General features: G+C 74.3%; 15 protein-coding genes. 5 read left to right on the plus strand and 10 right to left on the minus strand.

The window, feature by feature from the left end; translation table 11 throughout:
• Nucleotides 1-51: 51 nt before the first annotated feature.
• Nucleotides 52-1,365, minus strand: coding sequence for an MFS transporter (locus tag ACRYR7_RS03775; RefSeq protein ID WP_432570727.1), 1,314 nt, complete (start codon nucleotides 1,363-1,365; stop codon nucleotides 52-54).
• 888 nt (nucleotides 1,366-2,253) lie between these two features.
• Here ACRYR7_RS03775 and ACRYR7_RS03780 point away from each other — a divergent pair.
• Nucleotides 2,254-3,114 (plus strand): NmrA/HSCARG family protein, encoded by an 861-nt coding sequence (locus ACRYR7_RS03780; RefSeq protein WP_432570728.1) that lies wholly within the window; start codon nucleotides 2,254-2,256, stop codon nucleotides 3,112-3,114.
• A gap of 367 nt (nucleotides 3,115-3,481) precedes the next feature.
• Here ACRYR7_RS03780 and ACRYR7_RS03785 read toward each other — a convergent pair whose 3' ends face one another.
• The 4 genes from ACRYR7_RS03785 to ACRYR7_RS03800 all read right to left on the minus strand — a co-directional run bounded on the left by ACRYR7_RS03785 (nucleotide 3,482) and on the right by ACRYR7_RS03800 (nucleotide 8,206).
• Nucleotides 3,482-4,309: a peptidase gene (locus tag ACRYR7_RS03785; RefSeq protein WP_432570729.1), complete on the minus strand. Its 828-nt coding sequence runs from the start codon at nucleotides 4,307-4,309 to the stop codon at nucleotides 3,482-3,484.
• 495 nt (nucleotides 4,310-4,804) lie between these two features.
• The gene (locus ACRYR7_RS03790; protein ID WP_432570730.1) at nucleotides 4,805-5,530 is read right to left on the minus strand and encodes an FMN reductase; all 726 of its coding nucleotides are present in this window, start codon (nucleotides 5,528-5,530) and stop codon (nucleotides 4,805-4,807) included.
• A 44-nt stretch (nucleotides 5,531-5,574) separates the two neighbouring features.
• Nucleotides 5,575-6,717, minus strand: coding sequence for an LLM class flavin-dependent oxidoreductase (locus tag ACRYR7_RS03795; protein WP_432570742.1), 1,143 nt, complete (start codon nucleotides 6,715-6,717; stop codon nucleotides 5,575-5,577).
• 526 nt (nucleotides 6,718-7,243) lie between these two features.
• A complete protein-coding gene (locus ACRYR7_RS03800) occupies nucleotides 7,244-8,206 on the minus strand; it encodes an alpha/beta hydrolase (protein WP_432570731.1) in 963 nt (320 codons plus the stop codon).
• A 236-nt stretch (nucleotides 8,207-8,442) separates the two neighbouring features.
• Between ACRYR7_RS03800 and ACRYR7_RS03805 the strand changes: the two genes are divergently transcribed.
• The 3 genes from ACRYR7_RS03805 to ACRYR7_RS03815 all read left to right on the plus strand — a co-directional run bounded on the left by ACRYR7_RS03805 (nucleotide 8,443) and on the right by ACRYR7_RS03815 (nucleotide 11,983).
• Nucleotides 8,443-9,000 (plus strand): MmyB family transcriptional regulator, encoded by a 558-nt coding sequence (locus ACRYR7_RS03805; RefSeq protein ID WP_432570732.1) that lies wholly within the window; start codon nucleotides 8,443-8,445, stop codon nucleotides 8,998-9,000.
• A gap of 137 nt (nucleotides 9,001-9,137) precedes the next feature.
• Nucleotides 9,138-9,884, plus strand: a complete 747-nt coding sequence (locus ACRYR7_RS03810) for an alpha/beta fold hydrolase (protein ID WP_432570733.1) — start codon at nucleotides 9,138-9,140, stop codon at nucleotides 9,882-9,884.
• Nucleotides 9,885-10,732: 848 nt separating this feature from the next.
• Entirely contained in the window at nucleotides 10,733-11,983 is a 1,251-nt protein-coding gene (locus ACRYR7_RS03815) for a low temperature requirement protein A (RefSeq protein WP_432570734.1), read from the plus strand.
• A 158-nt stretch (nucleotides 11,984-12,141) separates the two neighbouring features.
• On the opposite strand, the gene ACRYR7_RS03820 is transcribed toward ACRYR7_RS03815, so the two are convergent.
• The 3 genes from ACRYR7_RS03820 to ACRYR7_RS03830 form a co-directional block, all read right to left on the minus strand.
• Nucleotides 12,142-13,125, minus strand: a complete 984-nt coding sequence (locus tag ACRYR7_RS03820; protein ID WP_432570735.1) for an MFS transporter — start codon at nucleotides 13,123-13,125, stop codon at nucleotides 12,142-12,144.
• Nucleotides 13,126-13,202: 77 nt separating this feature from the next.
• Nucleotides 13,203-13,532 carry a hypothetical protein gene (locus tag ACRYR7_RS03825; protein WP_432570736.1) on the minus strand — a complete coding sequence of 110 codons (330 nt, stop codon included), beginning with the start codon at nucleotides 13,530-13,532 and terminating at the stop codon, nucleotides 13,203-13,205.
• Between the two features lie 236 nt (nucleotides 13,533-13,768).
• Entirely contained in the window at nucleotides 13,769-14,275 is a 507-nt protein-coding gene (locus ACRYR7_RS03830; protein WP_432570737.1) for a sigma factor-like helix-turn-helix DNA-binding protein, read from the minus strand.
• A gap of 676 nt (nucleotides 14,276-14,951) precedes the next feature.
• Between ACRYR7_RS03830 and ACRYR7_RS03835 the strand changes: the two genes are divergently transcribed.
• Complete coding sequence (locus ACRYR7_RS03835; RefSeq protein WP_432570738.1) at nucleotides 14,952-17,243, plus strand: helix-turn-helix domain-containing protein; 2,292 nt, start codon at nucleotides 14,952-14,954, stop codon at nucleotides 17,241-17,243.
• Here the strand turns inward: ACRYR7_RS03835 and ACRYR7_RS03840 are convergent.
• Together ACRYR7_RS03840 and ACRYR7_RS03845 are read right to left on the minus strand one after the other, a co-directional pair.
• Entirely contained in the window at nucleotides 17,129-18,076 is a 948-nt protein-coding gene (locus ACRYR7_RS03840) for a helix-turn-helix domain-containing protein (protein ID WP_432570739.1), read from the minus strand. The genes ACRYR7_RS03835 and ACRYR7_RS03840 overlap by 115 nt on opposite strands.
• A gap of 833 nt (nucleotides 18,077-18,909) precedes the next feature.
• The gene (locus tag ACRYR7_RS03845; RefSeq protein WP_432570740.1) at nucleotides 18,910-19,743 is read right to left on the minus strand and encodes a helix-turn-helix domain-containing protein; all 834 of its coding nucleotides are present in this window, start codon (nucleotides 19,741-19,743) and stop codon (nucleotides 18,910-18,912) included.
• Between the last annotated feature and the right edge of the window lie 172 nt (nucleotides 19,744-19,915).

The following is a 19,915-nucleotide window of genomic DNA, read 5'->3' on the forward strand; positions in this document are numbered from 1 at the left end:
CAGCGGCACCTTCCAGCGTGGAGGTCGCAGGCTCGGCACCGAGGGGCCCGGTCATCGCGGGGTGGTCCGCCGCAGCGCCAGCCACCCGATCCCCACCAGCAGCAGCACCCCGCACGCCAGGGTCAGCAGCGAAACGCTCAACGAGATCCCTGCGGCGCTGGCGGCGCCGATGCCCAGCACCGGAAGGGCGAGCCCCAGGTAGGCGATGAGGAAGACGCCGGCGACCGCCTCACCGTGCGCCCCAGCGGGAGCCATGGCGGCGGCGCTGGCCAGCACGCCCTTCAGCAGCACGCCGGCGCCGGATCCGGCGACCAGGCCGCCGACGACGAACGCCACCGCAGAGCCCAGGAGCTCGCCGCCGGCCAGCACCAGCACCCCCGCGGCCAGCGTCGTGAAACCCGCCGTCAGCTGCTGCTGCACCGGCAGGCGACCCAGCAGGACCTGGCTGGTGGCGGCAGCTGCGAACACGCCCGTGGACGCCAGCCCGGCCAGCACGGGTGCGGTGACTCCGGTGGTGGCCAAGAACGCCGGGGCCAGCGAGGTGAAGAGCCCGAACACCGCGAACAGGGCGAACGTCACCGCCCCCAGCGCTGCGTAGCGCCCTCGAGCCGCGGCGGGCACCACGACCCGCTGCGGGCGCCAGCGGTAGCGCTCGTCCGTGCGCGGGACCGTCTCGGGGACGAGCGCCACCGCGACACCCGCCGCGGCCAGCAGGACGAGGAAGAGCGCGTAGGACGTCGTCAGCGGTGCCGGTGCCGCGCTGGCCAGCACTCCCGCGACGAGCGGTCCGAGGGCCAGCCCGCCGAGGTTGGCGGCGGTGGCGACGACGGAGGCGCGCGTGGTGCTGGCGCCCGGGCGAGCGGCGGCGTGGAGTTCGGTCAGGTGCGCGGTGGCGGTGGCGGTCAGCACCCCCACCCCCAGGCCGGTGAGCAGGCGTGCGAGGACGAGGACCGCCAGGTCGTGGGCGAGCAGCAGCACCGAGGCGGCCAGCAGCTCCAGCACGATGGCCGGCATCAGCACCCGACGTCGGCCGATGCGGTCGGAGACGTGCCCGACCAGGTACAGGCTGACGGCCACACCGACCGCGTAGGCGGCGAAGGCGATGGTCACGGCGGTCGTCGAGAGCCCGTCTCGGGTGCGGTACAGCGGCCACAGCGGCGTGGGGACGGTGGAGAACGCCATGCCCACGGCGAAGACGAGGGCGATGAGCCAGAACCCGCGCGCGTGGGAGCGCGAGGGCGTCGGCTGCTCACCCGAGGCGGCGAGGCGTGTGGAGCTCGCCCCTGCCGGTGGTGTCGTCTGCGGTGCCGCCGGCGACGTGTTCGGTGGTGCGCTGGGTGGTGTGGCGGGTGGTGTGGTGTCCATGGTGCGTCCCTACGGTCGCCGTGGTCCTCGAGTGGGCATGCGCTGGTGTGGAGCCGGTCCCTCGGTGGTGAAGTCCTCACTGCCCGCTCTCATGCCCGCCGCCGTCGTGGCGTCGCCTCTCCACCACCCGTGCAGCGCCGGCGTCGGCTGTGGGCGTGGCCACGGCCACGACACCCGGTGGGGCTGCGCACCGGAGCCGAGCTGCAGCAGGTGCACGTGCTGAGCACGAACGCGCTGCGCTGGAGCACGTGCAGCAGGGAGCGCACGACGCGGCGCACCACCGTGGAGGTCGGGATCCTCGCCCTCCACCGCACACGAGACGAGGGTCGGCGGCTCGGACGAGGGCGCGGCGATGGCGGGCACCTCACGTGCTGCGCGCCGTCGCACGCTGATCGCTCCTCCTTCCGGCTGGTGGTCGACGTGCACCGCGGGCGAGCGGGACCTGCCCGATCGGCATTCGCGGCACCACCGGTGGCCACCCGGGGCGTGCTGTCGGACCCGGTGCGCGAGCCGCCGGCCCGAGGAAGGCCCGAGGGAGCGGCGCCGCCGATCCGGCACCGGCAGCAACGTAGCGCGCCGAGCACGGCGGATCGGCTCGTGCGGTCGCACCGTCGTGCGCCGACCCCGACCCTGCCAGGGACAGGACGGGTCGAGCGGTGCCTGGCTAGGGTCCTGAAGCGTGAGAGCCGAGATCCCGACCACGAGCGGGTGCCGATCGGTCGCACCCCGCCGTGGCGATCGTGTGCGCGCCCGCTCGGTAGCTCTGCGGCCCGTGCCGAGGGGTGACGCGGTGGCCCGCGCCCGGCGCACGGCCAGCGCGCGCGCCGCTGGAGCCGCGCCGACACCGCGGGGTCGGGCACCGCTGCAGGCGTGCGCCCCGGTGCGACGATGAGCGTCCTGGTCCTGGGGGCCACCGGAGGACAGGGGAGCGCGGTCACCGACGAGCTCTTGGCGGCCGGGCGGTCGGTGCGCGCGATGCTCCGCGACCCGCGATCGCGGCGCGCGACGCTCCTGGCGGCGCGCGGTGTGCAGACGGTAGCGGGGGACCTGCGGGACGTGGACGCGTTGGCGTCGGCGATGCGCGGTGTGGAGAGCGTCTTCGCGCTCACCACACCGTTCGAGAGCGGCCCCGCGGCCGAGATCGAGCAGGGCACGGCCATCGTGGCGGCAGCGCAGCGGGCCGGTGTGCCCCACCTCGTCTTCTCCTCGGTGGCCTCGGCGACTGCGGGCACGGGGGTGCCGCACTTCGAGACCAAGGCCGTCATCGAGGCGGCGCTGGGGCAGTCCGGCGTGGCGCACACCATCGTCGCGCCCACCTACTTCATGGACAACGCCCTCGGCGCAGTGCAGGACCTGGCGCGAGGACGCCTGCTCCTGCCGATGCCCGTCGATCAGCCGCTGCAGCAGCTGGCCCGCGCCGATCTGGGACGGTTCGTGACCGCCGTGCTGGCCGAGCCCTCCCGCTTCACCGGCCGACGCATCGAGCTGGCTTCGGACGCGCCCACGCCGGCGCAGATGGCCGACGCCTTCAGCGAGGCGCTGGGGCGGCGCGTCGTCGCCGGCGAACTCCCGTTCGACGAGGACGCCACCGGGGACATGCCGGCGATGTGGCGCTTCCTGCGCGGGCACGGGTACGCCGTCGACGTGGCGGCGTTGCACGCCGAGGGTGTCCTCCCGCGCTGGACGAGCTTCGCGCAGTGGGCGCGATCGGTCGCCGCCGTCCCAGGCGTCACCAGCACCGGCTCCTGAGGCGGTGCCCGGGCCGTCGCGAGGGACCGCTGGGCTCAGCGGTGCGCTGAGGCGCCGGCCGCGGGTTGCCTTCGCCGCTCGCTCCGCCTCCGGCGCCTGCTCGCCGATCCACCGGTGCCCGAGACGAGTGCTCCCGTGCGATCGATCGCTCTCGGCGTCACCAGCACCGCCCGGGCGCTCGGCCTCGTGGTGCGCGCACCCGTGCTGCAACGACTGGCCCGCGCCCTCACCCGGCCCGGACGTTCTGCACGTCCGGGCCCGGTGGTGTCCAGCGCGGTCGGCTGTCGCTCGCACCAGCGCCGCCGCCGGACCGGTGGCTCGGCGGCGGCGCTGCCCAGCGGTGCGAGAGCTCAGCCGGTGCAGGGTTTCAGCGTCGGACGGTGAGGGTGAGCTGCTGGGAGCCGTCGTGGACGTCGTCGCTGAGGGCGATGCGGTACAGACCCGTGGCCGGCAGGGTGAGCGTGACGTCGGACTGGTTGCGGGTCCTGGTGGTGTGCAGCGGGGTGCCGTCGGGGGCGGTGAGCGTGAACGCCCCGGTGGAGGAACCCTCCAGCTGGACGCGGGCGCGCTGGCCGGCCTTGGCGTCGAAGGTGTAGGCGGCGCGCTGCTGCGGGCCGACGTGGGCGTCGACGCTGGCGCTGGTGCGCCCGGCGGGGAAGGTGATCTTCGTGGCCTCGGCGACCACCGGCAGGTCTCCGTGCACGCCGCCGCCGTTGCTGCCCGTGGTGCTGCCCGGCTTGCCGGTGCCGCCGGCGTTGGTGGCCGGGATGGACACGCTCATGCGGTAGCTGGAGGGGCGGGTGGAGACGATGTCGATGTAGTAGCGCCCCGACTCGGGCAGGCGGTAGCTGAAGTCGCTCTGGCGCGGGCTCCGGGCGTCGTGCACGGCCGGACCGGAGGGGCCCACCAGGGTCCAGGTCTGGGCGCTGGTGGAGCGCGCGAGGTGGAAGGTGGCCCTCTGCCCGGCCTTGGCGTCGAAGACGTAGCGGTCGTCCTCGCCGGGGCCGACCTCGCCCGACACGCTGGCGGAGGTGGCGCCCTTGGCGAAGTGGATGACGCTCTGGGCGGGGATGCCGTTCGCTCCGGACCCGGTGCCGGTGCCGGTGACCGGGTTGGAGGCGGTGGCCGCGCTGACGCTGCCGCCGACGAGGGCGGCGGTGGCGAGCAGGGTGGCGGCGAGGCGCTTGGTGTTCATGGTGGTGCGTGCCCCTTCGGGAACAGGGCGGAGGTTCGAACTGCGCTGTCTGCGCACCCGGCTCCGTCGCTTGCTCGTAACAGGGTGGTGATCCAGTTCATGCCCGGGCCGGCCGCTGCGAGAAGGCTCCCGGAAACGCCGGGCACAGCGCCGCCGCTGGAGGAGGTGCAGGACGTGGAACCCGCGTCGATGCGGGTCGATGACGGGGCCTCGAACCAGCGGGTTCACGACGCGCTGAAGCCCGTCGAGCGAGAAGCGGGCACCTGTTGCGCGCAGCGTGGTGCGGGAGTCGCGCGGCGGTACCCGCACCGGTTCCCGGGAACCCTCGTGCGCCCTCGGGGTGCGCTCCTGAGCCAGCTCGGTCCGCGGCCGCGCTGCTCACCACCAGCACCCACCAGAGAACCCGGATCCGCCGCCCGCAGACCCGTGGCGGGGTGGGGCGCGCAGCTGGTTCGCCGTTGCGCTCGAGGTGCGGGACGTGCCGGTGGCCGGGGTCTACCGGCGGCCGGTGAGCAGCTGCTCGAAGGACGTGGGAGCGGCCAGCGCCGTCGGGGGCTGCAGGCCGACGCGCGCGGGACGGGTGAGCACCAGCGGCGCCAGTTCCCCCGCGGCCCGGTGCACCCGCGCCGCCAGGGCGGAACCGGTGGCGGCGGCTCGCACCGTCGATCCAGGCTCGGGTGCTGGCGCGGCCGGCTGTGCGGCCCCGAAGTCCTCGGTCGCGCCGAAGACACCGGTCGGCGCGGTCAGGGTGCGCAGGTAGGCGAACAGCGGGCGGATCGCGTGCTCGAGGGCCAGCGAGTGCCGTGCCGTGCCGGCGGTGGCTCCGAGCAGCACCGGCATGCCCGCCAGCGCTCCGTCCTCGATCACGTCGAAGAAGGTCTTGAACAGCCCGCTGTAGGACCCGGAGAAGATCGGTGTGACGGCGATGAGGCCGTCGGCGCCGATGACCGCGTCCAGGGCCGCCTGCAGGGCGGGGGAGGCGAATCCGGTGCTCAGGGCGTTGGTGAGGTCGTGGGCGTGCTCGCGCACCTCCACGACGGTGACCTCGGCGCTGACGCCCCGCTGCGCCAGCGCCGCCACGGTCGCCTCGCTGAGGCGGTCGGCCAGCAGGCGGGTGCTGGAGGGTTCGCGCAGGCCGGCGGAGACGACCGTCAGGCGTCGGCGCTCGTGCTCGTCGTCCCCGGTGGGGGTGTCCTTCCCGGTCGGGGTCCTGCCCTCCATCGCGGTGCTCCCGCGTGACGCGGCGCTCGGGCGTGCCGCAGCGCTCACGCGTGCACCTCCTCGGCGCGCCGGCCGGTCACGTCGTCCACGGCGTGGACGGTGCCGTCGTGCCCACCGCCGGCGGCGGCGACCAGGGAGGCGTGGGTGGGGGCGTCGGGCACGTGGGCGGGACGCCCGAGCGCCAGCTCCTCGCGCAAGGCGGGGACGATCTCGCCACCGAGGATCTCGATCTGCTCCAGCACCGTGCTCAGCGGAAGCCCGGCGTGGTCGATCAGGAACAGCTGGCGCTGGTAGTCCCCGACGTGCTCGCGCATGGCGGCGTAGCGCTCGATGACCTGCTGCGGGCTGCCCACGGTCAGCGGGGTGGCTGCGGTGAACTCCTCCAGCGAGGGGCCGTGGCCGTAGACGGGGGCGACGTCGAAGTAGGGGCGGAACTCGGCGACGGCGTCCTGGGAGTTCTTGCGGGCGAAGAACTGGCCGCCCAGTCCGACGACGGCGGTGTCGGCGGGGCCGTGGCCGTAGTGCTCGAAGCGCCGGCGGTACAGCTGCACCATCTGCTCGGTGTGGCTGAGGGGCCAGAAGATGTTGTTGTGGAAGAAGCCGTCGCCGTAGTAGGCGGCCTGCTCGGCGATCTCGGGGGTGCGGATGGAGCCGTGCCACACGAACGGTGCGACGCCGTCCAGGGGGCGGGGGGTGGCGGTGAAGGACTGCAGGGGGGTGCGGAACTTGCCCTGCCAGTCCACGGTGTCCTCGCGCCACAGCCGGCGCAGCAGGTCGTAGTTCTCCACCGCCAGGGCGATGCCGTCGCGGATGTCCTTGCCGAACCAGGGGTAGACCGGGCCGGTGTTGCCGCGGCCCATCATCAGGTCCACGCGCCCGTCGGCCAGGTGCTGCAGCACGGCGTAGTCCTCGGCGATCTTGACCGGGTCGTTGGTCGTGATCAGCGTGGTGGCGGTGGACAGGACGATGCGCTCGGTGAGGGCGGCGATGTGGCCGAGCAGGGTCGTCGGCGAGGACGGCATGAACGGCGGGTTGTGGTGCTCGCCGGTGGCGTAGACGTCCAGGCCGACCTCCTCGACCTTGCGGGCGATGGCCACCTGCGCCTTGATGCGCTCGTTCTCGGTGGGCGTGCGCCCCGTGGTGGGGTCGAGGGTGACGTCCCCGACGCTGAAGACCCCGAACTGCATGGTGTGCTCCCGATCCATGTGGTTGAACCTTCAATCAACTGGCGGCCACTCTAACGCACCCCCCTCGCCACCTGTTCCCGGCTCCTGGCCGGCCCCTGAGCTGCCGCGCTGCGCCCTCGAAGTGCACGTCTGCGGTCACGGCGAGCGTGATCGGCGGTACCGCCGTCGCCGTGGCGTCCGAGCTCGCGTGCGGACTGCCGGCACGCAGGCGCTGAGCAGCAGTGCCGTGCGTGACGAGCGCGGCGGTGCACCGTGCTCTCGCGTCGCGGTTCCCGCGTGCTCCCCGTCGTGCCGTGCTGCGGCGCACCGCAGCACGGCTCGTGCGCGTCGGGCAGCGCTGGTGGCCGCCTTCCGGGGGGATGCCGTGGACGCGGTGCTCGCTCGGTCCGGCGCCTCCCCCTCGCTGCCCGGCAGCGGTCCTCGCGCAGTCGGGCGTTCCCCTCCGGCACGTCCCACTGCGCTCGAGCGCTCTCGCCGACCGCCCCGCCGGCCACCGGCCCCTCACGGGGCCGGCGGGGCGGGTGGTTCAGCCCTGCAGCGCCCCGCGCAGGAAGTCCACCGCCTGCGCCACCGCCGCCGTGGCGGCGTTCGTGCCGTGCAGGGAGTTCACCATGACGAAGTCGTGCACGATGCCCTGGTAGCGCACCTGGGTGACCGGCACCCCCGCCTCGCGCAGCTTGACCGCGTACGCCTCGCCCTCGTCGCGCAGCACGTCGGCCTGCGCGGTGATCACCAGTGCCGGCGGCAGGCCGGCCAGCTGCTCGGTGCTCGCCCGCAGCGGCGAGGCGGTGATCTGCGCGCGATCGTCCTCGCTGGTCGTGTACTGGTCCCAGAACCACTGCATGCCCTCGCGGGCCAGGAAGTACCCCGTGGCGAACTCGTGGTACGAGGGGGTGTCGAAGGCCGCGTCGGTGACGGGGTAGAAGAGCACCTGGGCGCGCAGGTCCACCCCGCCGCGCTCCTTGGCCATCAGGGTCAGGGCGATGGCCATGTTCCCCCCCACGGAGTCCCCGGCCAGCGCCACGCGCCCGGCGTCCAGCCCGTGCGCGGCCCCCTCGCGCACCACCCACTGCAGCGCCGCCCAGGACTGCTCGTTGGCCACCGGGTAGCGCACCTCGGGCGAGCGGGAGTACTCGGGGAACACCACCGCCGCGCCGGTGCCCACGGCCAGGTCGCGCACGAGGCGGTCGTGGGTGTGCGCGTCGCCGAACACCCAGCCGGCGCCGTGGGTGTAGAGCACGACGGGCAGCGGCCCGGTGGCGCCCAGGGGCTTGACGATGCGCACCGGGACGCTGCCGGTGGGCCCGCCGCTCACGGTGACCCACTCCTCGTCGACCTCGGGCTTGTCGATCGGCTCGTCCTGGACGCCGTCGACGGCCTTGCGGCCCTCCTCGGGGTCCAGCTGGTACAGGAACGGCGGCTCGCTGGTGGCGTCCACGAACGCCTGGGCGGCCGGTTCCAGCGAAATCCCCTGGGGGTTGCCAGACATCAAGGACTCCTCTTCGGTGGGTGACGTGCCGGATGCGGCTGCGCCACGGAAGCTCACGCACCGCGTGCAGCCGGTGGCTGGTGCCGCCTGAACCGCTGCGCTGGGTGGCACGTTCCGCCCGCCCGGCAGCTCGGTCTCGGCGACCATTGTGCTGGGCGTCGGGCCCTCCGGGCGCCTCCAACGGTGTCCCTGCCAGGACCTGGCTGCGGCGCCGGCGGCCGCTTAGGGTCGGCCTCGTGCCGGGGGGAGGGGACGACGTGGCAGAAGCCGGTGCAGCTCCGGAGCACCTGCGGCAGGTGGTCGACTCGCTGCAGGAGGTCCCGGCGGTCCTGCGCAACCGCCACCTGGACGTGCTGGCCTCCAACGAGCTGGCACGGCGGCTCAGCGCCGCGTTCGAGCCAGGGGTGAACCTGGCGCGCTACACCTTCCTCAACCCCGTCGTGCCGACCCTCACCACCGACTGGAGCCGAGTGGCCCACCTGGTCGCGGCATCCCTGCGGACCTCGCTGGAGACGAACCTCGAGGACTCCGGGTTCCGCGCTCTGGTGGGGGAGCTGGCCGCCCAGAGCCAGGACTTCAACCGGGCGTGGGCGGGACCGCGCCCGGAGCGGCCCGGCTCCGGCGGCCTGGGCTGGGAGCACCCCGTGGTCGGCCAGATGGCCATGGCGTACCAGGAGCTGCAGGCCTGCGGTGAGACGGACGGCTCGGTGCTGGTGCTGTGGCGGGCCGTGGACGCCGTGTCCGCGGCCCGCCTGGAACGCCTGCGCACCGTCGGCTCGACGACCCTCACCTAGCCACCTCTCGGAGCGCGGCCCCCGAACCCGCTCGAGACCCCTCTGCCGCAGCGGCTCCGCCGGCGGCCGACAGCACCCCGTGCCGGTGCTCCACCCGACCTCGTCGTCCACCGATCACCCACGGCAAGGAGCATCCCGTGTCTGAGAGCATCCCCACCCACCCCACCGTCGTCCTGGTCCACGGTGCCTTCGCCGAGTCGGCCAGCTGGGCCGAGGTCGCCGAGACCCTGCGCGAGCGCGGTGTCGACGTCGTCGCGGCCGCGAACCCGCTGCGCTCGGTGGCCGCCGACGCCGCCTACCTCACCGACGTCGTGCGCGCCCTGGGCCGTCCCGTCGTGCTCGTGGGGCACTCCTACGGCGGGATGGTCATCACCGCAGCCGCCGACGCGCTCGGCGAGCAGGTCAAGGCGCTGGTCTACGTGGCCGCCTTCGTTCCCGAGCGCGGGGAGAGCGCGCTGGAGCTGTCCGGGCGCTACCCGGGCAGCACCCTCGGCGAGACCCTGCTGGCCTACCCCGTCTCCAGCGGCGGCCAGGAGTTCCGCATCGACCCCGCCCGCTTCACCGCCCAGTTCGCCGCCGACGTCGACCCGGCGCTGGCCCGCACCATGGCCACCACCCAGCGCCCGATCACCGAGGCCGCCCTCGCCGAGGAGCTGGCGGTGGAGCCGGCGTGGAGGCGGCTGCCCTCGTGGTCGGTGTACGGCGACGGCGACCTCAACATCCCCGCCGCCGCGCAGGCGTTCATGGCCGAGCGCGCCGGTGCGCGCCAGGTCACCGTCGTGCCCGGCGCCTCCCACGCCGTCGGCGTCTCCCACCCCGACGCCGTGGCCACCTCCGTGCTCGCCGCCCTCGGCGTGGACGTCGCCTTCGCGCCCGCTGTGTGACGAGCGGCCTGCGACCGGAGGTCTGTGAGGGGCGATCCGTGCGGTGGTGCGGGAGCGGCACGCCCCTGGGCGGCTGCGCCGCGGCGTCGGGCCCCGCGGTCCGGAGACCGGCGCTGCGCACTGCGCGGCCACCCGCTCAACGCGGGGGTGGGCGGTTGCGGATCGTGGAGCTGATCCACGTGCGCAGCAGGTGGACGTCGGCGTAGGCGGCGGTTCGGCTCGCCGTCCTCGTAGACCCGCACGCTCCACGAGCCGGTGGTGCTGACCTTCCCGCCCACGATCGCTCGAGCCGGTGCGCTCACGAGGAGCCGGGCGATCAGCAGCACGACGCCCACCACCGCCGAGACGGCGCTGGTCCACGACCCCACGGTTCCCGCGGACCGGCGTTCACCCGGCGCACGCTGAGTCGGCCCGCTCGCCCCGTCCAGGCCCTGGCAGGCTCGTGGGCCGACCCTGACCTCGGCAGGGCCAGGATGCGGTGCCGCTCGCCGGACTAGGGTCCTCCCGATGCCCACCACGGCGGAACTGCCCCCGCCGGGAAGGAGGGGCGTGCGAGGGTCACCGGCGATCGCGCGCCGCAGATCGCCAGCGCGCACGAGCCGTCGCCGGCGCCGCCGAGCACTTCCGCCGGTCAGCCACCGCGCGCCCGCAAGCGCTCGACGGCTCCGCCCTCGATGACGCCCGCAGAACTCGCGGGCCGTCGCTGGTGCCGGCACCTCCTCGAACGACCCGACCCGAGCCCGCACCTGCTGTTCGGCGGGTGAGCGAGCACCGCGCTGGTGCTGCAGGCGGTGGGGCGCGAACCGTGCAGGCGGAGGACCACGAGCACAGGATGGAGGAGGACGACGATGAGCGTGCAGCACCGGGCACACGGCTCGGCCGGCGATCCACCGGGGGCAGCGCGGCGCACGGGCCTGCGCCCGATGCGTCCGCGCGACCGGAGCGAACCCCACCGCGCGGCCAGCCCGCTGGAGCTCTTCTTCGACCTGGTCTTCGTCGTGGCGGTCTCCCTGGCCTCGGTGGAGCTGCACCACGCTCTGAGCGAGGGGCACTTCGCGGACGGGCTGGTGGGGTACTGCACCATCTTCTTCGCCGTGTGGTGGGCGTGGATGAACTTCACCTGGTTCGCCTCCGCCTTCGACACCGACGACTGGCTGTACCGGGTGCTGACCCTGGTGCAGATGGCCGGGGTCCTCGTCCTGGCCGCCGGCGTGCACGACGCCGTCGTGGAGGAGGACCTGACGGTCGTCACCGCCGGGTACGTCGTGATGCGCCTGGCCCTGGTGGTGCAGTGGCTGCGCGCCTCGCGCAGCGATGCCTCGCTGCGCCGCACGACACGGCGCTACGCCGTCGGCATCACGCTCGTGCAGCTGGCGTGGCTGGCGCGGCTGGCCCTGCCCGAGCAGGGTGGTACGTGGAGCTTCGTGCTGCTGGCGCTGGCCGAGCTGGCCGTCCCCGTGTGGGCCGAGCGCGCCCGGGCCACCCCGTGGCACCCGCACCACGTCGCCGAGCGCTACGGGTTGTTCACCCTCATCCTGCTGGGTGAGTCCGTCCTCGCCTCCGCCAACGCCCTCATCGACGCGCTCGAGCAGAGCGGGCACCTGGCGCAGCTGCTGCTGCTGGCCGGCTGCGCCCTGGCGCTGGCTGCGGGCATGTGGTGGGTGTACTTCTCCGGTGAGCACCACCGTCGGCTGGGCAGCCGCCGCGAGGGGCTGGTGTACGGCTACGCGCACTACCTCGTCTTCGCCGCCGCGGGCGCCTTCTCCGCCGGCGTCGAGGTCCTCATCGACCACGAGAGCGGCCACGGCGCCGTGTCCGCCCGGGCCGCAGCGGCCACGGTCACCGTCCCCGTGGCGCTGTTCCTGCTCGCGACGTGGTGGCTGGTGCTGCGGCACGAGCTGAGCGGTGCCCGCAACCTGCTCGTCGTGGTCTGCGCGCTGATCGCCGCCGCTTCCGCCGCGCTGCCCCGACCGCTGATCACCACGGCGTTGGCGGTGATCGCCGTCGTCGTCACCGTGGAGCGGCGTGCACGCCCGGGCCTCGACGGCGACCCGGGCCGCTGCGGCGCTGAGAGTCCGATCAGCACGCCGGCCGCCTGAGCCGCACCAGCCGAACGCTGCCTCCCGGCCGCCCCCGCACGTCAGCGGCGCGGTAAGCCAGGGTCAGCTCGCGCGTGCCGCGCGGGTGTCGTCCGGTGGGGGAGGTGGCACCGCGGGTGCGCGCCCGGCGGAGCGCACCCGTGGAGCTGCTGCGTCGATCACTCCGCAACGCCCAGCGCGCGCACCGCGGGAACCCGCACCAGGTGCCTGGCGGCGTGCACCTGCGTGGCCAGGGACCGCAGCCGCTCCTGAGCGCTCTGGTCGGCGCTGGTCAAGCGCTCGTGGTGCTGGGCCAGGTGATCGGCCCGATCGGCCACGGTGAACTGCTCGACCAGGGAACCCGGCTCCTCCAGCGAGCGGTACAGGTTCCACCGCGAGGCACCGGTGCGCCGCCGCGAGCGCTCGACGCGCGCCGCCACGCGCACGAACTCCTCGAGAGCCTGCTCGGGCACCTCGTAGCGGACCTGCACCAGGACCGCTCCCGGGGGCACCGGAGCGGACAGCTCACCCCCCTGCCCCGCCGCAGCCCCCTCAGCCGGATCCGGCCAGAAGTCCACCGGTTGCCGCGAGGCCGCCGCGACCTCGCGCAGGCTCCACCAGCGCCCGCTGAAGGCACCGGCCACCAGCAGCGCACCGGCGAGGACGAAGGCCCGCGACAGACCCAGGTGGTCAGCGATGAGCCCCCGCGCGGCGGCGCTGACGGCCGTGGCGCTGAAGAACACCACCTGGTAGACCGACAGGGCCCGGGCACGCACCCACGGCGGCAGGAAGGACTGCACCGCGGCGTTGAGCCCTGCGATGACGACGATCCACGCTGCCCCCACGGGCAGCAGGGAGATGGCCGCCGGCGCGGGAGAACGCGCGCCGGCCAGTGCCAGCATGCCGGCACCGAAGACCGCACCCGCCCACGTCAGGCGTGCGGTGGGCGAGAGCGCGCGAGCCAGACGGGGCATGAGCACCGCGCCGGCGACCACCCCGTCCCCGCAGCCCCCAGCAGGACGCCGTAGCCGGCCGCGCCCATCCCCAGGCGCTGCTGCGCCACCAGAGGCGATCCACAAGGTGCGGAAGGCCCGCGCGCGCAGTGGAGCCCACGGCGACGGCTGCGCGGCGCCGGGTGGGTCGGCGGTCGCTGCAGGGTCCACGGCACGTCCTCTGGTCGACGGGGCAGGGGGAGCCGGTCACCGGCGCATCGAGAGCGGGTTCGAGCGGGCTGCCGCGCTCACGGCTGACGGGTGGGACCGTGACCGCTGCGGGTACCTGGACGGTTCGGCGCGCTGGGAGCGCTGGGAGCGCTGTGCCGGACCGGCTGACGGTTGCCGCACGCCCGGCGCCGCCGGTGCGGTCGGTGCGTCGACACCTCTCTGGGGTCCTCGGGGGAGGCGGCGTAGCCGGCCAGCGCGCCGAAGAGCAGCGCCAGCGGCAGCGCAGCGAGCACCGAGCCTGCACGAGGGGTTCCGGTGGCGTCCACCGCCCACGGGACGAGGGTGAGGGTGGCGAAGGAAGCCGTGGCGATCGTGATCGCTCGTCGTCCGCTGAAGCGCTCCGTCACTGCACGCCTCCTCCCTCCCAGCCCAGCTCCCGCACCGGTCGACGTGCAGCCGGGTGCTGAGCACCACCACGGAGCAGCGCGGGTGCTGCTTCCCGGCCGGCCTGCTGCGTCGAGGCGTGGCAGGCGCATCCGTTCCACCCACCGCCGGCACGAGTCGGGGCGCTGGTGCGTCGGCACCGCCTCCAGCCGCCCCCGGCCACCGGGCTGCGGTGGTGCCGCGCCGCGGCGATCGGGCTTCAGGCGGTCGCCACCGCCACCACCGATGCACGCAAGCGGCTCAGGCCGCGGCCGGCGTTCACGCGCACCGAGCCGACGCTGGTGCGGAGCACCTCGGCGATGCGCTCGTCCGGCATCTCGTCCAGGTAGCGCAGTGCCACGACGGCGCGCTGCTCGGTGGGCAGGGCGCGGACGGCGGTCAGCAGCGTCCGCCGATCGGCGCCTTCACGGCTGTCGTCGGCTCCTCCTCCGCCCGGCCCCCTCTCCGGAGCACGGGGATGCCCACGACTCACCGCCCACCGCCGGGAAGAGGTGCTCTCGTCGACGAGCATGCGGTTGACGTAGACGACCGGGTCGTCGGCACGTCGCACACGGCGCCACTTCAACAAGGCCTTGGCCAGCACGTCTCGGACGACGTCCTCGGCATCGGCCGGATCGCGCACCAGTGCACGGGCCAGGCGTTGCAGCGCCGGACCGCGCGCAGCGACGAAGGCGTCGAACTCCGCCGCCTCTCCCGGCCCGTCCACCTCGCCGGGTCCTCGGTGCCGTCCTCGGCGTCCCGCGTGATCCGTCACCGTCCACCTCCTCTGCTGACCCTGTCCGCTCCGACGGCGCGCCCGACCGCAGCAGCGCTGTGGGCGAGGAGTTCCGCAGCGGGGTGACGGCTCGGTCGAGCCACCTGCTGAGTTCGATCGGTTCGGCACGCCGGCGGGCGTGATCGTCCACACTAGGGAGGTCGTGCGAGGACGGGCCAGGTCCTGTCAAGGACAGGTTCGTCGCGGAGGTCGAGGGCCCGGTACCGCTGGCCGGGCACTCCCCGCGGCGCGCGTGCGGGCGCTGAGCTGGGGCCCCGGGACGCCGCGGCGGCGGACCGGGGCGTCCCGGGGCGGACCCGCTCGAGCCGGGTGGGGTGCGGTCGAGCTCCACCAGGGTGGTCTGTGCCTGCACGGCTCTGTGCCCACCGTGCACGAACGCGGCACCGGGGTGGTCGCCCCTCCTCGATCCGGCCGATGCTGCACGTGCCAGCTGGATGAGGGCGTGATGACCGACCGGAGCCGCTGGTGACGCCGCGGGGCTCGCAGCGGGGGCCGCTGCCCGGCACCAGCACTCCGGTGCACGGTCACCGCCCGCTGACGACGCGCACGACTTCGGGGGAGTGGACGGGTGGTGGACCGCGCACGTGGAGTGCACGGAGCGAACGGCGTGGTGGGCGTGGTGGGTGTGGCCGGCGCGGACACCGCCGTCCTGCTGCGCGCTCACCGTCGTGCGGCCGACATGACCATCGAAGAGCTGGCTGCAGCCTCCGGAGTCAGCGCCCGGGCGATCAGCGACATCGAGCGAGGACGTACCCGCGGCCCCCAGCCACGGACGGTCGCTGCGCTGGCCGATGCCCTGGCCCTGTCCGAGGCCGCCCGCCGGGCGCTCCTCCACGCCGCCCGCGACGGCCGGCTCAGCCGGCTGCCGGAAACGTCGCGGCTGTGCGCCCTGCCGGCCGACCTCCCCGACTTCGTCGGCCGCCAGGTGGAGCTGACGGAGCTGTCCGTCATCGCCGATCCCCGGCAGCGACCGCGGTTGACGGTGGTCTCCGGCACCGGTGGCCTGGGCACGTCGGCACTGGCGATCCGCGCGGCGCACCACCACGCCGCATCCTTCCCCGACGGTGTCCTGCACCTGGACCTGCGCGGGCTCGACGCGGATCCGGTGGATCCGTACGAGGCCCTCGCGCGGCTGCTGCGGGCCCTCGGCGCACGTGAGGTGCCTGTCGACCCCGCGGATCGGTCGGCCCTGTACCGGCGACTGCTGGCCGAGCGGGAGGTGCTCATCGTGCTGGACAACGCCCGTGCCGAAGCCCAGGTCCGCCCCCTGCTGATCGTCGAGGGCAACAGTTCGGTGATCGTCACGTCCCGTCGTTTGCTGACCGGCTTGGCGCACGCTCGACGGCTGGTGCTGGGGCCGTGGTCCGACGAGGAGGCGGTCGCCTTCCTCGCGACGGCGGCCACAGCGGCACCTGACAGCGAAGCCCTGCAGGCGGTGGCCCGGTCGTGCGGGAACTTCCCCCTGGCCCTGCGGATCGTGGGCAACCGGTTGGTCAGCGTGTCCGGTTGGACGCTCCGGGACCTGGCGGACCGGCTGAGCAGGAGCGGTGATCGGCTGAGCCTGCTCGTCGCAGGAGATCTGCGGGTGACTGCCGCTCTGGCGCCGTCCTACGAGCAGCTCGAGGCCGGTGCCCGCCTGTTGTTCCGGCGCTTGTCGCTGGTGCACGCTGGCGCCGGTGCCGAGCTCGCCGCCGTCGTCGCCGGGATCGACGTCCATGACGCCGCGCGCCTGCTCGACGAGCTCGTCGAGGTGAACCTGCTCGTCGCGCTGCCGGGCGGTCGGGTGGGTTTCCACGACCTGGTCGCCCTCTTCGCGGCGGGGTGCCTGAACGGCGAGGAGGGTGCCGACCAGCGTGCGGCGTCCACCGACCGGATGCACGAGTGGCTCCTGGCCACGGCGCGCAACGCGGGTCTGCTCTTCGCGGAGCACTCGGGGACCGGCTGGGGAACGGGCGCGTCGGGCGCTGGGGCGCGAGCCTCTGCCGGGACGGTGTTCGCGACCTCGGCCGCCGCCCACCGCTGGCTGCGGGAGGAGCGAGGCAATTGGCTGGCCGCGCTCGGTGCGGCCGCTTCGGCGGGTCGGGACGAGGCCGTGCTGGTGACGAGCGGTGCCTTGGAGGGGTTCGCAGCCGGTGGTGACGGATGGCCGGGGTGGACCGACGTCTTCGGCTGGTCGGTGGCTGCAGCACAGCGCCTCGGAGACGATCGCGCACTGGCGGTGCACCTCACCCACCTGTCCATGGCCATGACCACGCGAGGACGTGCGGCGGAAGCTCTGCAGGCGGCTGATCGTGCCGTCCAGCTGGCGCGCGCCACCGAGGAGCGGGCGGTCGAGGCGTGGGCGGAGGTCCGCGCCGGTGAGGCGAGCACCGGCGATGCGAAGCTGCGGCGCGCGCGTCGAGCCGGCGTCCTCTTCGAGCAGGTGGGCGATGTCGAGGGGCGCTTGAGCACCGTGCGTCTGCAGGCGTCCGGTCTGTGGGAGAGGGGGAACCGACGCGCTGCGCTGAGGACGATCGACCAACTGCTCCACGTGCTGGAGGAGCCGGAGCCCACGCTGTCCGTGGAGCACCACGGTGTGGTGCGCACGTGGGCCCTGCAGTGCCGCGGCAGGATGCTGCGAGCCGGTGGCGACCTGCAGGGTGCTGCGCGTGCTCACCTGGAGTCGATCGCCGTCGCCGAGGAGCGCGACGTCCCGCTCGCGACCGCCGCAGGGCACGAGGCTCTCGCTCAGGTCGAGCGGCAGCGCGGTCGGGTCGCCGCCGCGCGGGGCCACCTGCAGGTGGCTCAGGAGATCTTCGCCCGCATCGGCGAGGAGGAGCGTTCCCGCCGCGTGCAAGTGCTGCTGGACCGCTGGTGCACCCCGGACGAAGGCTGCTCACCGTCGTCCGCATCGGCTTGACGATGTCCTGGCCCGCCTCGTGCCACCGGGGATGCCGGAGCTCGCACCGGCACGTCGGCGCCGACGGTGGAGTCGTCGTGGACGATCGCCAGCACGTGACCGGGGTGTTCGGGGACGCTGAACTCCTGGCAGTCGACCCGCGTCCCGGGGGGCCGGGCCAGGACGATCGAGGCCAGGTCGACGACGCCGGTGACGGCGACCTCGTGAGCGCTCCACCAGCGGCGGAAGTCGTCGTCGCGCACGGCCAGGGTGCCGATCACTTCTTGCAGGCGGGGGTCGTCCGGGTCCGACGACCAGCGCAGGGCTGCGACCGCTCGACGCGCCGACCGCTCCCACTCGGGCGTCGGCGTCTTCACCCGGGGATCGAACGCGTGCAGCAGCAGGTTGCGTCCAGGGGCGAGCACCCCGCCCGAGACCGTTCGGGCCAGGGCGTTGCTCGCCACGACGTCCCTGTTGGCGTCGGCGATGAACGCGGGCACATCGACCAGTCGGTCCACCAGGAGCGCCAAACCCGGATCGACCGAGCCCTCGGTGCGCGACTCGTCGCGCCGGAGGAAGTCGGTGATCAACCGGGAGAGGTAGCCTCGGGCAGCGGCGTCCAGGCGCAGCGCCCGCGCGATGGCAGCCATCACCTGCGGGGAGGGGCAGTGGTCTCGTCCTTGCTCCAGGCGCAGGTAGTACTCCGCGCTGATGCCTGCCAGGTCGGCGACCTCCTCGCGGCGCAGTCCCGGCACCCGGCGCCCCGGCTCACGCACCAGGCCGACGTCCTCCGGCTGCAGCGCACCACGACGCGCCCGCAGGAAGTCGCCGATGCGCACCGCTCGAGCACTCACGCCACCGGCCGTCCGTGACCGCGGCGCGGGTGCGAGGAGCGTGCCGCTGAGGCGGTGCAGGTGCGGCTGGGGCACGGGCACGGTGTCGCTCTCACGCCTCGTCCTCTCGTCGTGGTGTCGGACTCCGTTCGCCACGCCGGGGCGTCGACCGCCGTGCAGTGCGCAACCGCACGTCGCACGAGGTCGAGCTGCACCGGCGCCCGGCGTGCTGGTAGCTCACCAGCCCACGGACGTGTGGTCCATGCAGAACGGCACGCAGAACGGCACGCAGGACGACACCCAGAACGGCGCCCAGGACGGCAGGCTGGGCGGTCAGCCGGACGAAGGTCGGACCGAGCCCGTGTGGCCGGCACCTCAGGGGTGCTGCAGGCCCTGCCCGGGGTACCCCTGCCCGGGGTACCCCTGCCCGGGGTACGGGCAGGGTGGGGCACCAGCCGCCCCTCCGCCGTCCACGGAGGCGTCAGGCGCAACAGGTGCAGGCGGGATCGACTCGGCAGTGCTGGTCGGGGCGCGGGAAGGCGGGTGTGGTTGTCGGCGACCACCCGCCACCCGCCGCGCACGTCGTCATCCCCTCGCAGCCTCGAGGCGTTGCCGACCCCGCCGCGCACGCAGGGGACGCTGCCGTGCACCGCACCGGGACCACGGGTTCCCGCCACCGGTCGCGGCACCGCTCGTGCTGCTGATGCGCCCGGCGCGTCACCCGAGCGCGGTGGTCGGGCACGCGCGGCGGTCTGCGCTGCTCCCGCTCGTGCCCCACCATCGACGGCGCACCGGTTGCGCACCCTGCGCTGAGGAACCTCCCGAGCTCCTCGCCGACGCGTGACGCCGCACCTTCACAGCAGCTGCGGTGCCCGGCGGCGTGCGGACAGGACCTGCAGCGCGGAGTGCGCCGCGGTGCCGGGCTGGGCCCGGAGGAGGGTCACGACGTGTCCGGGGTGCCCGGGCACCGCGAGGTTCTCGTAGGTCAGCTCCAGCCGGCCGAACCCGTCGACCGTGCACGAGAAGCTGCCCCGCAGTGCTGTCGCGGCCACCTCGTACGCGGCCCACCAGCGGCGGAAGTCCTCGTCACGCACAGCGAGGGTGCCTACGACCTGCTGCAGCCGGGCGCTGTCCGGGTCGCCGAACAGCCGCAAGGTGGCGACCGCCCGCCGCGCCACCTGCTCCCACTGCGGGGTCGTCAGCTTCACCTGAGGGGCGAAGAGCTCCAGCAGGAGGTTCTGCCCCGGCTCCAGCGCGTGACCGCCCAGGGCTCGGGCCAGCGGATTGCTGATCACCACGTCCTTGTTGGCGTCGGTGACGAAGGCGGGCGCAGCGCCGAGCCTGTCCACCAGTGCCGCGAGGTGGTCACCCAGCCCGGCGGTGTCGCCGGCGGCAGCGGGCACCGACAGGAACCCGGTGATGAGCCGGGACAGGTACTCACGTCCTGCTCCGTCCAGGCGCAGCGCCCGCGCCAGCGCCGCGACCACCTGCCCCGAGGGCTGGTGGTCTCGTCCTTGCTCCAGGCGCAGGTAGTACTCCGCGCTGATGCCGGCCAGGTCGGCGACCTCCTCGCGGCGCAGTCCCGGCACCCGGCGCCCCGGCTCACGCACCAGGCCGACGTCCTCCGGCTGCAGCGCATCGCGACGCGCCCGCAGGAAGTGCCCGATGCCCCGCGCCCCGGTGCTCACGGCACCGTTCCCGCGCCGCCGGCGGCCGCTGCGCCATCGGCGGTGACCCCTCTGCAGCCCACGAAGACCACTCCACCTCCCGCGCCCTCACCACAGCCATCGCGCGTGCTCACCGCGCAGGCGCAGTCAAGTCGCTCGTCGTCGCCGGCGCATCGCACGTTCGTGCGATGCG

The organism is Kineococcus gurbantunggutensis (assembly GCF_050871925.1).
Classification (GTDB): Bacteria; Actinomycetota; Actinomycetes; order Actinomycetales; family Kineococcaceae; genus Kineococcus.

What these genes read in the sequence shown, in the direction of transcription:
- ACRYR7_RS03815 (WP_432570734.1), top strand. Translation starts at nt 10,733, where the DNA reads ATGAGCGTGCAGCACCGGGCACACGGCTCGGCCGGCGATCCACCGGGG.
- ACRYR7_RS03800 (WP_432570731.1), bottom strand. Translation starts at nt 8,206, where the DNA reads ATGTCTGGCAACCCCCAGGGGATTTCGCTGGAACCGGCCGCCCAGGCG.
- ACRYR7_RS03775 (WP_432570727.1), bottom strand. Translation starts at nt 1,365, where the DNA reads ATGGACACCACACCACCCGCCACACCACCCAGCGCACCACCGAACACG.
- ACRYR7_RS03785 (WP_432570729.1), bottom strand. Translation starts at nt 4,309, where the DNA reads ATGAACACCAAGCGCCTCGCCGCCACCCTGCTCGCCACCGCCGCCCTC.
- ACRYR7_RS03790 (WP_432570730.1), bottom strand. Translation starts at nt 5,530, where the DNA reads ATGGAGGGCAGGACCCCGACCGGGAAGGACACCCCCACCGGGGACGAC.
- ACRYR7_RS03780 (WP_432570728.1), top strand. Translation starts at nt 2,254, where the DNA reads ATGAGCGTCCTGGTCCTGGGGGCCACCGGAGGACAGGGGAGCGCGGTC.
- ACRYR7_RS03795 (WP_432570742.1), bottom strand. Translation starts at nt 6,717, where the DNA reads ATGCAGTTCGGGGTCTTCAGCGTCGGGGACGTCACCCTCGACCCCACC.